Origin of the sequence: Priestia veravalensis (genome assembly GCF_001457055.1) — a bacterium.
Lineage (GTDB): Bacteria > Bacillota > Bacilli > Bacillales > Bacillaceae_H > Priestia > Priestia flexa.
Window position 1 is genome coordinate 1 of sequence record NZ_KQ758630.1, and the last position, 15,354, is coordinate 15,354.

General features: G+C 34.8%; 19 protein-coding genes. All 19 read right to left on the reverse strand.

From position 1 onward, the window contains the following. Positions 1-127: 127 nt before the first annotated feature. On the reverse strand, positions 128-1,768 hold the full coding sequence (gene merA / locus AS180_RS03400) for a mercury(II) reductase (protein ID WP_062686370.1): 1,641 nt from the start codon (positions 1,766-1,768) through the stop codon (positions 128-130). A gap of 15 nt (positions 1,769-1,783) precedes the next feature. Continuing rightward, positions 1,784-2,098 carry a heavy-metal-associated domain-containing protein gene (locus AS180_RS22175; RefSeq protein ID WP_062686372.1) on the reverse strand — a complete coding sequence of 105 codons (315 nt, stop codon included), beginning with the start codon at positions 2,096-2,098 and terminating at the stop codon, positions 1,784-1,786. 16 nt (positions 2,099-2,114) lie between these two features. Then, on the reverse strand, positions 2,115-2,417 hold the full coding sequence (gene merT, locus AS180_RS03410; RefSeq protein WP_062686373.1) for a mercuric transport protein MerT: 303 nt from the start codon (positions 2,415-2,417) through the stop codon (positions 2,115-2,117). A gap of 19 nt (positions 2,418-2,436) precedes the next feature. Continuing rightward, on the reverse strand, positions 2,437-2,667 hold the full coding sequence (gene merF / locus AS180_RS03415; protein ID WP_036178241.1) for a mercury resistance system transport protein MerF: 231 nt from the start codon (positions 2,665-2,667) through the stop codon (positions 2,437-2,439). Between the two features lie 17 nt (positions 2,668-2,684). Then, on the reverse strand, positions 2,685-3,083 hold the full coding sequence (gene merR, locus AS180_RS03420; RefSeq protein WP_062686376.1) for an Hg(II)-responsive transcriptional regulator: 399 nt from the start codon (positions 3,081-3,083) through the stop codon (positions 2,685-2,687). A 112-nt stretch (positions 3,084-3,195) separates the two neighbouring features. Next, positions 3,196-3,522 (reverse strand): YnfA family protein, encoded by a 327-nt coding sequence (locus AS180_RS03425; protein ID WP_062686379.1) that lies wholly within the window; start codon positions 3,520-3,522, stop codon positions 3,196-3,198. A 139-nt stretch (positions 3,523-3,661) separates the two neighbouring features. After that, positions 3,662-4,336: a hypothetical protein gene (locus AS180_RS03430; protein ID WP_062686381.1), complete on the reverse strand. Its 675-nt coding sequence runs from the start codon at positions 4,334-4,336 to the stop codon at positions 3,662-3,664. An 86-nt stretch (positions 4,337-4,422) separates the two neighbouring features. After that, positions 4,423-4,731, reverse strand: coding sequence for a hypothetical protein (locus AS180_RS03435; RefSeq protein WP_139109147.1), 309 nt, complete (start codon positions 4,729-4,731; stop codon positions 4,423-4,425). A 388-nt stretch (positions 4,732-5,119) separates the two neighbouring features. Continuing rightward, the gene (locus tag AS180_RS03440) at positions 5,120-5,356 is read right to left on the reverse strand and encodes a hypothetical protein (protein WP_036178235.1); all 237 of its coding nucleotides are present in this window, start codon (positions 5,354-5,356) and stop codon (positions 5,120-5,122) included. A gap of 188 nt (positions 5,357-5,544) precedes the next feature. Next, entirely contained in the window at positions 5,545-5,736 is a 192-nt protein-coding gene (locus AS180_RS03450) for a hypothetical protein (protein ID WP_036178230.1), read from the reverse strand. Next, complete coding sequence (locus AS180_RS03455) at positions 5,733-6,179, reverse strand: hypothetical protein (protein ID WP_062686384.1); 447 nt, start codon at positions 6,177-6,179, stop codon at positions 5,733-5,735. Before AS180_RS03455 ends, AS180_RS03450 begins: the two co-directional genes overlap by 4 nt. A 36-nt stretch (positions 6,180-6,215) precedes the next feature. Then, entirely contained in the window at positions 6,216-6,428 is a 213-nt protein-coding gene (locus AS180_RS03460) for a hypothetical protein (protein ID WP_036178223.1), read from the reverse strand. Between the two features lie 131 nt (positions 6,429-6,559). Next, positions 6,560-6,682 (reverse strand): hypothetical protein, encoded by a 123-nt coding sequence (locus tag AS180_RS23800; protein ID WP_255475359.1) that lies wholly within the window; start codon positions 6,680-6,682, stop codon positions 6,560-6,562. A gap of 210 nt (positions 6,683-6,892) precedes the next feature. Next, complete coding sequence (locus AS180_RS03465; protein ID WP_062686386.1) at positions 6,893-8,767, reverse strand: TnsD family Tn7-like transposition protein; 1,875 nt, start codon at positions 8,765-8,767, stop codon at positions 6,893-6,895. A 5-nt stretch (positions 8,768-8,772) separates the two neighbouring features. After that, on the reverse strand, positions 8,773-10,437 hold the full coding sequence (locus AS180_RS03470) for an ATP-binding protein (protein ID WP_062686389.1): 1,665 nt from the start codon (positions 10,435-10,437) through the stop codon (positions 8,773-8,775). After that, entirely contained in the window at positions 10,421-12,607 is a 2,187-nt protein-coding gene (locus AS180_RS03475; protein ID WP_062686393.1) for a Mu transposase C-terminal domain-containing protein, read from the reverse strand. Before AS180_RS03475 ends, AS180_RS03470 begins: the two co-directional genes overlap by 17 nt. Next, positions 12,591-13,436 (reverse strand): heteromeric transposase endonuclease subunit TnsA, encoded by an 846-nt coding sequence (locus AS180_RS03480; protein WP_036178215.1) that lies wholly within the window; start codon positions 13,434-13,436, stop codon positions 12,591-12,593. The genes AS180_RS03475 and AS180_RS03480 overlap by 17 nt, the downstream gene beginning before the upstream one ends. Beyond that, positions 13,426-14,235, reverse strand: a complete 810-nt coding sequence (locus tag AS180_RS03485; RefSeq protein WP_052126233.1) for a recombinase family protein — start codon at positions 14,233-14,235, stop codon at positions 13,426-13,428. The genes AS180_RS03480 and AS180_RS03485 overlap by 11 nt, the downstream gene beginning before the upstream one ends. A gap of 817 nt (positions 14,236-15,052) precedes the next feature. Beyond that, on the reverse strand, positions 15,053-15,325 hold the full coding sequence (locus AS180_RS03495) for a hypothetical protein (RefSeq protein WP_062686395.1): 273 nt from the start codon (positions 15,323-15,325) through the stop codon (positions 15,053-15,055). Positions 15,326-15,354: the final 29 nt, after the last annotated feature.

Here is a 15,354-nt window from a genome sequence, read left to right on the forward strand (position 1 = left end):
CTAGATAGGACGATTTTTTTGTGTATTTTTTCAAAAAAAATCCAGAAAGAGGGCTGTCAAAAAATCAGCTTTTACTGACTTTTTGGACAGCCCCACCATTTGTTTAAGAAGAACATGTACAGACCTTCTATCCTGCACAACAAGATAATTTTGAAACGTCTTTATCAAACGTAAGAGAAGCCAACTTTAACCCTTCTGCCATTGTTAAGTATGGTGCAAGGCTTTCCTTTAAGTCTTCAACAGTTAGACCAAATTTCACAGCTAATGTTCCTGCATAAATTACATCACCAGCATTTTCAGATACAACATGGACTCCTAATATCTTTAATGTTTTCGCATCTGCCACTATTTTGAATACACCTGTGGTTTCACGATTCACAATTGCTCTTGGAACAGCTTCTAAAGGTAATACAGATGTTTTGACATCATATCCTTTTTCTTTTGCTTGTTCTTCTGTTAAACCAACGGTTGCAATCGAAGGATTTGTAAATGTAACACCTGGTACAACCGATAAATCTAATTTTTTATTTAACCCACCAATTGCATTATCAGCGACAATTCCACCTTCATAGGCCGCTACATACACAAATTGTGGTCCAAGTGTTACATCCCCAGCAGAATAAATCTTTTCATTACTTGTTTGAGCATATTCATTTATTTTTATTTCTTTGCGGTTTCCCACTTCAACACCTGCTACACTTAAATTTAGAGAATCTGTATTTGGTTTTCTACCTGTTGCAACAAGGAGTTGCTCTGATTCAATTATTTTTCGTTTTCCTTCAACCGTTACATAAACCTTTTTTATTTCTCCTTCTTGTTCCACACGCTCAAAAGTTGCCCCTTTTATTAGGTTTATACCCTGTTCTGTTAAAGCTCTTTCCACTGCTTCAGAAATCTCAGGGTCATATTCTTTTAATAGACGCTCACTTCTTTGCATAAGTGTAACTTCCGAACCTAAATGATGAAAAAGTTGCCCAAGTTCCATTCCAATATACCCTGAACCAATTACCGTTAAGCGTTTTGGAACTTTTTTTAATTCAAGTAGCGTTGTACTTGTTAAATAATCTACTTCTTCAAGTCCTGCAATCGGTGGTAAAGATGGAGAAGCACCTGTTGCGATTAAAAAGCGTTTTGCTGAAAGTTTTCTTCCATTTACCTCAACTATACTTTCATCAACAAATTTAGCTTCACCCTCAATTAAATCAAATCCATATTTATCAATTAAATTAACATATTTTTGATTGCGGAGTTCACTAACCAATTCATTCTTTTGCTTTACTAACGGTGCTAATTCTACTTCTCCAGCAGATGTTTGTAACCCAATAAATGGATTTGATTTTGCTAAATGATTGATTTCCCCAGCTCGTAAAAGGGTTTTTGAAGGAACACAACCAATATTTACGCATGTTCCCCCAACCGTTCCACGCTCAATCATCCCAACTTTTGCCCCATATTCTATTGCTTTAATGGCGGCCGAAAAGGCCGCTCCACCAGAACCGATAATAAGCAGGTCATAATCACCTTCATTACCTAAATCCACATCTTCCTTTGATAACACATCTTCTATTTCACCAGGTTGATATTTTGCTTCATTGATAGCTCTTTTGGCAGTTTCAATCTCTTTATTATCAGGTAATTCAAATACAGCTTCACCACGACTAAAATTAGCTTTTATGTTTTTAGCTCCTATATTTTCAAGTGCGACAGCTACATGCTCTTCACACCCTGTACAAGTCATTCCCTCAATCTTTATCCGATATTTTTTCATGTGTTTTATCCTCCTTTATTTTACACCGTAACCTAAATCCAAAACGGACTCTTGAATGATTTTAATATCTGTTTTTACATCATCATAAGAAACCGTTACAGTTCCCTCTGTTCCTTTTGTTTCAATAATTACATTATTTACCCCATCCACTTTATTTATCGCACTTTCTACGACAAATGGACAACTTGCACAATACATATCTGTTACTGTAAACGATACGGAGTTACTATTATTACTTGTAATAGTTTGTATCTCTTTTTCATTACTACACGCAGAAAGAAAAAGTAAAAACAACAATAAAATGATGGCTAAAACCTGTTGAACCCGCACAATAAATACCCCTTTCCTACAAGTACCCTTTGGAAATTAGCGTATAAACAAACATCCCAAATACCAAAACCGTTGTAATCCATAATCCAATAATAGAACTTTTCTTTTTACACTTTCGCCCATAAATCAAATAAAATGAGTAAGCTAATAAAACCAACGTAACCGTTATTAGCATCGTTTGATATTTCGTTGCATAAATTGCTAATCCTCCAGCAAAACCTGTTAAACCAAGAGGAATCAAAATTACAGGTCCTAAACAACAACCTGCCATCAGAAATCCAGAAAATAGTGTTGCTACTTGTGAAACTTTCTCTTTCATCACTATCACCACCTATATCTTAAGAGCAACAAGAATCATTCTTAGAATTCGATTTATTCAACTTATTATAAGAGTAGAGAGTTAAGGCAAGAAAAATTGCTAAAACTGGAATTAGAATATAATCTAAATAGCCAGTTATCGCCCCTAATCCAATAGCACTTAATAAAATAACTAATATAGGTGTAGCACAACATAGTAGAACAACAAATATCCCTACCATTCCTACAATAAAGCTCTTTTTATGTTTCATAAAAATCTCCCTTCTTATTAGTCCTCAATCAACGCTTCAATAATGGGGCATTCATGTAACTCCTTTTCATCTGGACATCTTTTCTTTAAATCTTTCAACATGCGTTCAATACGCTTTAAATCTTCTATTTGTTTTTTAACTTCTTCTTCTTTTTTTGATACAAATTCAAACATGTCCTGGCATCGAATTTCATCTTTATCTACAACCCCAAGTAATTTATAAATTTCATTCAAAGAAAAACCAAGCTCTTGCATTCGTTTAATAAACCCTACACGCTTAACATCATCCTCTGAATATGTCCGATAACCTGAATTTGTTCGAGAAGGTTCTTGTAATAAATTCTTTCGTTCGTAGTATCTAATGGTTTCTTTATTAACCCTACACTTATCCGCAAATTCACTAATACGATAACTCAAATTATTCACCCCATATAAAAGTATAAACCGTGTACTATAGTACACGGTCAAGGATAGTGTTATACATTTTTCTTAAGACTAAAAAAGCAATTCCCTTCTATTAAAGGAATTGTTATTGGCGTGGTGCAAACAACATCACTGAAACACCAACTAAACATATACCTGCACCCACCCAGTCATATAAATCTGGTGTCTTTTTATCAATACCCCATCCCCATAATACGGAAAGTATTATAAATACTCCTCCATAGGCCGCATAGACTCTTCCAAACGATGGAAAGGTTTGAAATGTAGCAATAACACCGTATAAAGCTAATGCAACACCTCCAAATATACCCCAATAAAACGGCTTACCTTCCCTTAGCCACAGCCAAATAAGATAACCTCCTCCAATCTCAGCAATTCCTGCAAACAGAAATAATGCGATTGTATAAAACAAATATAAACACTCCCTTGAACAATTTAATGAATAATAACCTTTTAACATTCCCAGTTACTTGAATATTTATAGAAACTTCCTATTTTAAGGAAGTTTTGAAATCCCTGTTGAAAAATATTTAAATGAAATAATATTATTTTCACTTCTGGAAATCTTTCGTTTTGGTTACAAAAGACTGCTGAATTACGTCTTTATCTTTGTTTAACAGCGAATTTCTTTCAAGGAGAATCTCAATAAATTCTTTAGCAAAACCAATCAAATCAAAGTAATCAAATATATCATCAATATTGATGTAAACATATCGACAAAATCTTGAATTATAAATAGCCAACTTATCTATTTTAGGAAAGGAAGGTGTAAAGAGAGATAAAATATAATATCCGATAAGTTGCCTCATATGGTCTGCTTTATATCCAAACTGGGACTCAGTTTTTATCTCAATCAACGTGCTATCTATTAAAATATCAGCATCTGCTCCTCCTACTAAAATAGATGCTTTTTCAAATGAAGGATTACATATAAGAGTATGGTTCATTATGAAAAGAGAAGAAAACTTTTGAGTCTCTCTTGTTAAATTTAACAAGTCTGTGATATCCTTTTCTGACACATAAAAAACACCTTGTTCATGTATATAATTAGAACGATAGAAAGCATCCAAATTCCCCAGTATCATACAATCTTCCATCAGTTGAGTATCATCAACTGATTCCCCTAAAATGTAAGAATTTCTTCTTTCAATAATATTATCATAAATAATTTCCCCTTCAGAATAATGGGTAGTTATTGTAAAGTCCCCAAAAAACTTTAGCTCCATATTTTCAAGGATTTCATCCGTGTATTTTTCATGTATTTAATCAAGGACTGCTTCAAACCATTCATCAGTTGTTTTATTCTCTTCTTTCATTTCAAATAGGTCTCATAATAATAATTACCGAACTCTTTTTCTTCTTCTTTTATGAATGGAAGGTGATATTTGTAAGCATCTTTATCGAAAAATTTTTTCTCTGTAAAAAGCAAGGATAGACCCTGATAAGCAACTAAATTATCATTTTCTTGTAAGCGGTTATTTATTCGTTGTATAAACGCTCTTAACCAATAATCATATGCGTGTCCTACAATGGGGTTTGCTCTACCATCTGATTTCACAATAATTGGTGCTTTCACAGGAAAGGCAGGACCTTCATTAAGTGTCTGAAAAAACTGTTTCATATTTGGAATTGACTTGAAAAGTTCTTTTATCTGCTTATTATGGTTTAGTAATCTCGTCAATGACATTTACCGTACTCTTTACATATTTCAATTAAGACTATCGAAGAAAAGAGTTACCTTAGCAACTTTACTCAATTTGGTAAAATAAATACTTCTCCCTATTTTTATGTCAAAAAGGGAATTTTTGCCTTCCTGCATTAATACACACAGTAATGAAAACAACCACCTTTAAGCTCCGCAAAAAAGGTGGTTGTTTCGTAAAGCAAAAAGGGTGCTCGTTCTCATAAAAATATCCTTTCGATGCACGAAAACCCAAAGCTCCGCTATCATATTTTACCAAAACTCTAAACAAACAGAAAGTAAATGCAGGAAAGTTGTGTAAATTAAATCATTCTTTCAAATCTTGTTGAAGCAAACACAATAATTCTTCTTTTGATTCCTGTGGAAGAATACTGATAAATTCTCTGATGCCCATATTGAATAAGCACAACATCAACATTTTTTGTCTTTCATTGTTAAAAGGGAGGAAAACTCCTTGAAAGAATTCTAACTTGTTTAATGTAGGAGTATATTCTTCGTAAATCTTATAATTAATAAGCTGAGCTTCTATCTTTGGGATTAACATAAGGTCATAACTACCTCCTCCAGGTTTTAGTACAATAAGGACATTTCCATGCAAAGATAGAATCCCAATTGGAAACGCCAATTTTCTCACTTACGTATCGAAGTTTGTATTTCTTTTGCTCTTGTTCCGAAAGAATTCTTATCAAATTCTTGCCACAATACGGACAATATTCTTTTGGTATTTCTTGCTCATTCTTCATTTTGTTCTTTTCCCCACTCAACTTGTTTACAAATATTTTTCCTTACCAGTAGATGGGCATCTAAACACGCACTGGAAAAATCAGATTGGCTATATACCTCTTGTGACCAGAAGTTCTCATCATCTCTATCTTTATTATTGGAAACAACATGCAAATTCTCTAACATTTGATAGTAATTCACTCTTCCCCCTCCTCTTTAACGTCTAAATCTTGTTCAGTTAGCATCTTTCGCAATGTCTTCCTTGTATCATCGGAGATGAGTTCTAAAAATCGCTTTAATCCTGTGGCATGTAAACCGAGCAAAAGCATATTTTCAGCCCCATCCAGTTTTCCCTTCTTTAGAAACATGTCTTTTGGTAAGCACAATGAAATCACATTGTCCTCAAGAAAAGCTGGTTCTTCTGTTATCTCTAATTGTTTTGCGAACTGCCACTTTTTATGGTCTTCTCTAAATTGCTCTATTTTGTAAATAGGCACTCCAAACCTTTCAGATATTGGTTCATCATCATAATCAGTGGTCTCCAGATAAATTCTTGCCATTTCTTCCGCTATCTCTTGCCTTGCTTCCTTTTTCATATCCTCCAGAAGTTCTGCTCTAAACTTTTCCATCCAATCTTGTTCCATTAAGACTTCCCTCCTTTATTTGCGATTCTTATTTCATCATCTCTCCAATAGATATTCTGAAATCTCGTTTAGTGTTGCAAAATACTCCTCTTCCCTTTCCACCTCATATCCATAATTCTGCAATTTAACAGGCGGTGTTTGTAACCATTCTCGAATATCATTATCCAATTCTAATTCAGCATTAAATGATAACACCTCCATCAATTCGGTAATATCAATTTCCTTTTCCTGCTTAAATCCCTTATTCATTCTTATATCCTCCTTGTTCCTATTCATCATCGTTCTTTAAGTTGTAATCTGACCTGTTTATAACATCCACGAAACTCATTTCATTCACAAATTAGTCATCTCCTTTTGATTACAGTCTTTAATAAAGCTAACTACATAAGAAAGAAAACTTTCACATAGTAGCCAATGACTAAAGAAACAGCAATAGTAAGTGCGTCTCCAATTAATTCAATAGAAAGATTTTGTAAAGACCCTTTCAACTTTTCCAACAACATTCTCTCTCCTCCTTTCGATACAGTTTGGAAACAAACACAATTAAAAACGCCCAGTCCTATGACTGAGCGTTAATTTATGCAATATGGACTTTTGCGATTAATATAAAAAGTCGCCATTTTGTTTCCTCATTTCAAATAATTATTATTTTCTATAAATTTATGATACCTACAGCTCTTCCCAATATCAAGCCAAACCTTGCTAAACTAATCTTATGAAATAATGCTACTTATCCTTTCAAACTCCACTTCTAATTCCTCTATCCATTCACCCCGAATACCAGCTACCCTCGCTACTCTCCACCATTGCACATCATATCCTTCTCGTTGGCATTCTTTAATCGCCCATTTGATTCTGCGAATTTGAAAATCTCTTACCGATTCAATATGTTGTAGCAAGTATTCATTGGTTTGAGGCAACTTGAATAGATGCTTTTCCAGCAAGGATAATTTGCCTACTTTCTTCCCAACTCTGCTTATCGTTACTCTTTCAGGCTTATTAGGGGAATTAAGTATTTCTTCTACAATTTCCTTTACGGACTCATGAGTTTCCACATCTCTTTTATCCCAATCCACCCGATTATTTACCATAGTAATTTGCTTCTTTTTTGGAGAGTTTGAATTTAACCACTCCCTATCATTGCGATATAGCCAAGTATAAAGACCACTATTAACCTTCCGCAGTTCCGTTTTACTCTTTTCGGGATATCGCTTCTGCAAATCCAGCCATTCATTACGAAAACTATCCTTGTTAATAAGATTGTCTTTTCTTTTATAACCGAGTTCCACTTCGGTTTCTCCTAAATTCTGACCATATTTCTTTACCGTATTTACATCTACCTTTAATCTTCTTGCGATTTCTCTCATACTTAAATTCATTTGAAAAAGTTCTTTTAGCTTTGATTTCCATACTTCTCCAAACTCTTTTACTCTTCCAACCTTGTACCTATCATCTTCACTACTATCGGGTCCCTTTCGTGCGTAAACAAACCCACAGGAACAGCTAAATGTCCCAACTGGCCGCTTGATTTTACTGTCATACCGTATAGACACTTCAGTAATTACTGGCTGTAAATAATGGTCTGCTCCCGCATTTAAACATGGAAAAGGACTTTTGCCAAAAGGTAAATACTCATTTTCCTCATTCCATAAGTCTTCCAACATAATTCCTAAAAATTGAATCATCAGCAGATGTCTAATTGGATGAACAGTTTTACGTGGTTTTCTAACCATCATACTTAACCAGCAACTTTCATTATTAGTAACGGATGATTGGACTATCGTTAATAAATTCTCCCCATAAAACTCAAGAAACTGCTCTCGAAGTTCTTTTTGCTTTACACTTCCATTTATATTTGCTAATCCCATCAACTTTAACCTCTCTATATATTGAGAGAAAAACCATTCAGGTGGCTTATTGGAATAACGATTGTTTAATAGTTTATCCACATTATCTACAACTTGAATATAATTGGGGATAAATTCAGATTCTATAGCATCTTCTATATTCTTTGAGGTTGTATGTTCTTCGGTTAAATTGCAATTGTCTACAGTTGCTGGAACAAACTCATTTTTGTTAAAGTGATGTACTAATACTTTGCTGTTGTACAGTAAGGTCTTATGCTTTGAACAAATAATAATCCCAGGAATTTGGTGACTTCTCACCCAATACACTTCTCCATATTTCTTTAATGACTCTGTCGCACACTCTTTGCACATCCTAATATATCTATTCTCTGCAATTGTACTTGCCATAACACCTATTCGATTATGGATGCTTCCACCGCTGTTACCCTTCATAGATTGCAAGATGCTTTTGGCACGTTCTGGCGGAAGAAAGGCACTATAAAATGGATATAAAGTGTTCTCCATTATCAAATTTTCCACAGTATATGCACTTCCAATCGGTAAATTGCTTATCAAGCTATCTATGTTGGCTGGTAAATCGACAACAGTAGTGACAGAACGAGAGCCAAATAACTCTTCAATGGTTGCCTTGGGGCTGATGTTCCCACTTCTTATATGGAAACGTGCTAATGTACTATATAACAACTCATTCGGATACGGTGTTGGAAAAAAACCAACCATTATTCTCACCCCACACTGAAGAAATCATTTTCTATCACTTTAATAATTCCTTTTTCTTTAAGTGCTTCATGGGCAGATAGACCATTTGCTTTTCCTTCCGAAACAATCAATCTTAAATCTTGCTTGTTTTGCAACTCCATTTTCTTTGGTAATTTAGTCGGTATAGGGCTACTTTCTTCTATATTTATAGACAGCTTAAACGCCTCTTTTACAATCCCCTTTATATCAAATTCTTGTCCTTGCTTTTCAATCACAGTATCAATACACTTTTTTGCCTTGCCTGGTTCAACATCCAACTCAATTAACTTTAAGATAGACTGTTCCCTCACGTTTTCCTTCCAATTTTTCTCCTGCTTTTTCTTCGCTTTTTGAATTTCTTTTATTTTATTGTTCATAGAAACAGTAGAAAATTCCAGATTAATAAACCCTTCTACATCTATAGGTGCGATATCTTCGTATCTCGAAATAGCTTTAATGTCGCCACTTCTTATAGCATTAATCATCGGCTGAATTAGTTGCAAATTCTCTCTTGCCACTTTTCTTATTAATGCAGGAGTTATTTGTTCCTTACCACTGGAAATTGCCTTTACTTGAGCCATGACAAAAAGTTTAATCGCAATATCTGTTATTCCGCCAGATTCATCATATAAAATATCTTTAAACTCTTGTGTAAGAGCAGTTGGCTTTCTCACCCACTGATAATCCCACATTCCTTCGAGAATTAAATCCCAATTAAAATCCTTTTTCATGCGTTCTATCACCATATCCCCCTGACCACTGCCTCTTCGTGCTTGGCGGAGGTCGCCTCTTAAATAAGGAAGTGCCTTTGGTGTTCCTATCAAAAGAATAGGAGTTCCCATATTAGATAAGTAATGAAAGAAGTTCATCATTTTTTCTGCTCCACCAGATTTGGCAACGCTCAGCGACTGCACCTCGTCTATTACCAGTAGTCCAACCCCATGAACCCTAAGCATTTGAGATAAAGCAGGTTGCATGGAGGCTATGGGCATTCTTGCTGAACCAAACCGCTTATAATAGCTTGTACCCAATAAACTATCCAAGCTCCTATATGCATCAATACAAACACCTTTAATATTTCCATCGAATGAACAATCTAATTTAAGCCAGACCAACTGATACATATTAAAATCATTATTCTTATAGCGAGAATGAACAATAAGTTGTGGTAGAGCTGATAGTACCACATTTATCATTCGGCTTTTACCGATTCCTGATGGTCCCAAAATCGTCATTGCAGAAGACGTGCTTTTTAAATTGCCATTGTACATATCTATGTTTGCGTTTAGAATCGACTTGTAGTTTTCGTGCAATCCTTGAGCGAATTCTGGTTTAAAAGGATTTTTATGAACATAACCCATACGAATCATCCTGGAGACCCTTGACTCCAAATCAAGCGTTTGAAAAATTGGCTGGTAATATTGGAATAATCGCTGGACAAGGTGCAGTCTTATATGACTATCCAAGTTACGTTCATTTTCATTAAAAGGTGGATAATAGGCTAATTTATCAACTACCTCCTCCTTTGAAAGAATGGGAGGAAGAGCTTCGATAAAAGGATTGTTTCTGTATTCCATCACTTCCTGGTCTCTATATTTTGCCATTACAGCTTCTCCACCGTTTGGAATTATTACTTTATTCTGTTTTTCCATACGTTCTCTCCTTCTGCTTCTTTCTTAATAGGGCCATTTCATTTTCAAACTCTTCTGGTCCCTCTTCAGGTTCTTGATTATTCATTCTATTAAATGAAAGAACTTCTCCCTTTTCGTTCGTCACTTTCTTATCAAGTTCAAATGCCTCATTTTCTTTGTTAATCATCTTTTCTATTTGCCTATTTTTACGAATTCCCTTTAGTTTTTGTGTCTTGCTCTCAGTTTCATCCTGCTGTTCCCTCGTCATTTTCTCTGCTTCTTGAACGATATTTTCTATCTCTGAAATTAAATCAATTTTGGATTGTAACTGTTCATCCTCTTTTTGCTTTTTCAGTAACTTTTCATATTCCTGTAAGTATTCAAACTCTTCAATACTCTTGTTTATGTGAACTTCTTGGTAATCCAGAAGGTGGCATTTCTCAAATTCTTTTCCGTCTTCCTTCTTTATATATATGAAGTTTAAATTTCTTGGGTCATAGGATATATGAATCTTTTCTCCACTACCACTTATACGAACACGTTCAAAACTACCTTCTCTAATAAGATTTGAAGAAGTGTAAAATAACCCTTTGAATTTAATTCCTTTACCAGTTATATAAGCATTTGCAGTTGGCATCAGACACAATTTCACAGTATCTTCTGAAACAGAACGCAATAAACCAGCACGATTTTTCATTCCCCAATTCCATAACTTTATTGGAATAGGCTCTATATCATCGCTAATCATCATTTCTTCACGATTATAATTAGAAAGCCAACTTTGGTTATATTCGAGAATCGAATAAATCATAACTTGGGTAAATTGGAACAAATCGAGAACGCTATCAAGACGATAATCTCGGCTTCCTCTCTTACGGAAATCTGTTTTCACAGTTCCAGGTAAAAATGGTTGTACGGATTTCTCATTAATAATTTGAAATTTTCTTTCTACAAAAGGTTTCATATCGGCTCTATAGGGACTTGTGTTCTGTACTTTAACATGTAAGGAACTAACAAGTGTCTCAACCATCTTACCCTGCAACTCTCGGTCAGCTATCAAAGTATCGCAAAGATGGCGGGATGGCCATTGCTCCTCTATAATCTCAATATCGTACTCTTTGCAAAAATCCACTTTATTACTTGCCGAATTAGCAAGAGCACTCATAGCCCCATTCCAAGAAGGTCCTTCTAAGCCCACATATAGTCCTGTAATCATCATGGAAAACTTGTCCACACAGAGGTAGATGACGGGCCTTCCGATTATCCAATTTCTGTTATATCTGGAGACTAAGTAAACATCAGCAATGGTGGCATCAATTTCGTAATAACCTGGTCCATAAGCCTCTACCGTAGAGTTACCCAATAATGCTCTATGATTTTGCAAATACTCTTTCGACCCCTGCCTTGAGTATATTTCCTTCTTCAAGTTTCGCTCCTTATAAAAGAAGTATTTAAACTGTCCAAAGGTTGGAACTTCACTGGATGGTTTTAATATTGGCTTCCTAATGCCTCCATCTATCCTGTAACCATCTGCATAAAATTCCTTCCTCATTAACTGGTATGCAGTGTTTAAGGAGTTACCAGACTTTGTATAGTAAAATTTATTAAGTGCTATCCTAAATATCCGTTTCGTTTCTTCATTGACATTTACACCTTCACCCACAATATCTTTATATTTTTTTGGTCTCCCCCTTTTTTTACCTGTTGCTTGTTTTTCCTGAGACCTCCCTATATTCTTGTAATCTGGCAAAAGGGCATTCATGTGTTTTCCCCTTTGCCAATATCGCCTTAAATACTTGTAGACTGTTTTATTACTTACTCCAAATTTTCCACTTGCCTTTTTAACAAGTTCTGCACGTTTCTTTGCATTAAAAACTTCTGGTTCATTTTCTTTCTCCGCAATGGCTTTTATTATCTCCCATGCTTTATTCCGAATCTCCTTCTCTTTTTCATTAATCTCATTATCATTTCTAAAAATTTGGAAAGGGTCATCTTTAATAACGGTTGCACCTTTAATCTCAATATCATTAACAATGTCTTCTACATTTTTATATATTGGAGTGCTCTTGTTAGCATAAATATCAATCAAAACTGCAACTGTATAATCACTGCTAATCCACAATATTCTTTCAACGGTATCCTTTAACGAATCTCCCGTATAACCGATTAACGTATTAACGGTCAATAGCAATTTTTATTTCACCCTGCCTTTCTTGCGGAACTATCTCTAAAACTTCTGCCGATTGGTTTAATTCAATCTTCTTATTCATATCTATTTTTATCTGTTTTGTTGTTAATAAATGTTTAAATAACAACAACCCTGAACCAGCTTCAAGATTTAGTTGAGAATCAACTGAACTTGTTATCTCCCGAACTGGTCTTTTATTTTTATAGAGTGATTCCAAAAGAATTCCTGAAATATACGAAATATCACCTTTAGTAAAATCCGTTGTTTCCTCTAAAAACCTCGCTGGATGTATCCACTCGATGTTTTTCGCCTTAACTATTGGAAGCTCCTTTTGGGTTAATAACGCCCAATCAATACCTTTTTTCCAAAAATAACGTCTTATTAACTCGAAGCGTTCAATCACTGCCTTTCTTTCCAATTCATGACTTGCTTTAACACTCCTTGCAACATCATAGGTATTTCCGTCATTTCCCCTAACTGTAATTAGAAAGGTCGTGGTTAAAATGTAGGGAAATCCCGATTGTTTATCCTTAAATTTCCTTATATCTATATCTTCTTGCTCCCCAACTACTTCTTCAAAATCGTATAAAGGCACATGCTCTTTCACTTGTAAAATTGAATCGTCAAACTCAGTTAGGTAGAAGAATCGTGTTTCTATATCCGACAGTAGGTGGACAATCCGATTACATCGCCAAGTTCTTAAACGACTGCTTCTGCCAACCGAGCCGAAGTCCTGCACTCGAATAAATCCTTTATAGGATTCAAATTCTCCCTGTCCTCTACCTTCCTTTATATACCTTTGTAATTTTTCCTCGTTCCACTCACTTCTCATTTCTTACACCAGCTTTTCTGTTTCTATTAATTAGAGCTTGTACTTTCCCAAATACGACCTTATTTATCAACGGTTTATGATTCCCCTCGATAATCAAATCACTGTGTCTTAAAACACCTTTATAAAAATCATTCTTTAGTATCCCAACCAAGGCCTGTTTGCTAAATCTGTTCCCCCTACTGCTTCTTACCCCAGAGTTGTCTAAATACTTTTTAAGTTTCCCAAGACTGCGTAACTCCAAATACTTTTTGAAAATCAATTCGATAATGGCCGCTGTTTCTTCATCAACAATAATCTTTGCTTTATCATTCCACTTATAGCCAAGAGGAGCATTCCCACATGCTTTATCGCCCATTTTAATTTTTGTTCTACGGCCTTTGTTGAGCTTCATAGCGATACTCATTCTCTCATATTGGTCGAGCAATTCCATCATCCCATTAACCAAAAAGTCATTTGGATTTTTCGTGTAAATTCCGCTGTAATTAGGCTGTTCAATGCTGATAACGTCAGCCGAATGCTTCTGAAATTCTCTGTGAACTAAAACTTTGACTGTATCACTTCTCCAAAGTCGGGAGGTGTTTAATACTACAACTTTCTTTACTTCACCAAAAGAACTAATTAAATCATTTAATCCGTCTCTGTTTGCAATCGTTCCAGAGATTCCCTCATCTCGAAATACTTCAATTAAGTCGTATCCATTCTTTTGGCAAAAGTCTATAATTGCTGATTCCTGCGTTTTTAACCCATACCCATCCATTTGAGTTTTTGTACTAACCCTTATATATCCAAAAACATCCAACTTGTTCTTCCCCCACTTATATGTAGTCAATTATTATTCATAACATCTGACTTAAAAGCTGAAAAAATATAGGACTATCAATGTCCAGTTGCTCTTTAAGTCGTATGTTAATGAATTGGTCAATTTATTAGTTAGTTGCATAGCCCTTTTCGGTATCACCCCCTTGAATATAGTCATTGGGTATAAAAAATAGCCAGTAGTCAATCCAAATGGTTTTTTTTGGAAAGACTACTGGCTATTCTAATTTTTTTATAAAAGTCGAAAGGGCTGAATCTTATCCCCCGCCCTTAGATGTTTTTCTTTTGTCATCATCTTATCTCAAGGGGTAACAAAACTCAAGCATAAATTGATTGAAAAATTCCAACATACACATCCAAAAGAAACCAAACTGATATTGCTATAACGTTCAAAGTTCACTCAGATTAGTAAGATAAACAGCATTACTGCTATCGTTCTTGTCTACAATAGAGTCCTTAGTAAAAATGTATTTGCTACTATCCAGTGTTTTCCTAATGCTTCTGAAATAGGTTTCTGCCTCTCTCCTTGTATAGAATATTTCTGTGTTCCCCATATTCCCCCAACACTCGACAGCCCAATTCTTTTCCATTTTTAATTTCATCCCTTTATTCCGAGTTTCTTCTATTATATATCTTATATTTTATAAATCTGGATTCATTTATACAAGACCCTTGTTCTTTAAACTGACCCTCACCTTCCTAAGTTATCATACCTCAATAAATATGAAGAAAATCTATTCAAATTACAGGCAAAAAGAAAAAAACTGCAATAATTAACTCGCAGTTCTTCTAAGGCTGTCCTAACCCAAGTTCTTCTTAATTCTTATTCCAATCCTTTTACTTAGTTTTATATTGATAATCAGACCTCCTATACACATCACACCAATCACACCAGTAAACAAACCCATCAAAAATGTCATTTCTTTTGTAATATAATCGCTAATATTTATTACCATAATAAGAATGATAAGGGCAAATATTGTTCTCCGATGGCTTTTCAATATTCTCATGCTCTTTTTATCATCTTCAAGATTACTATTTATTCGATGGACTGACCCTAACATATTTAGCACTTTCTCTGCCTCCTTTTTTGTCGTTGTAT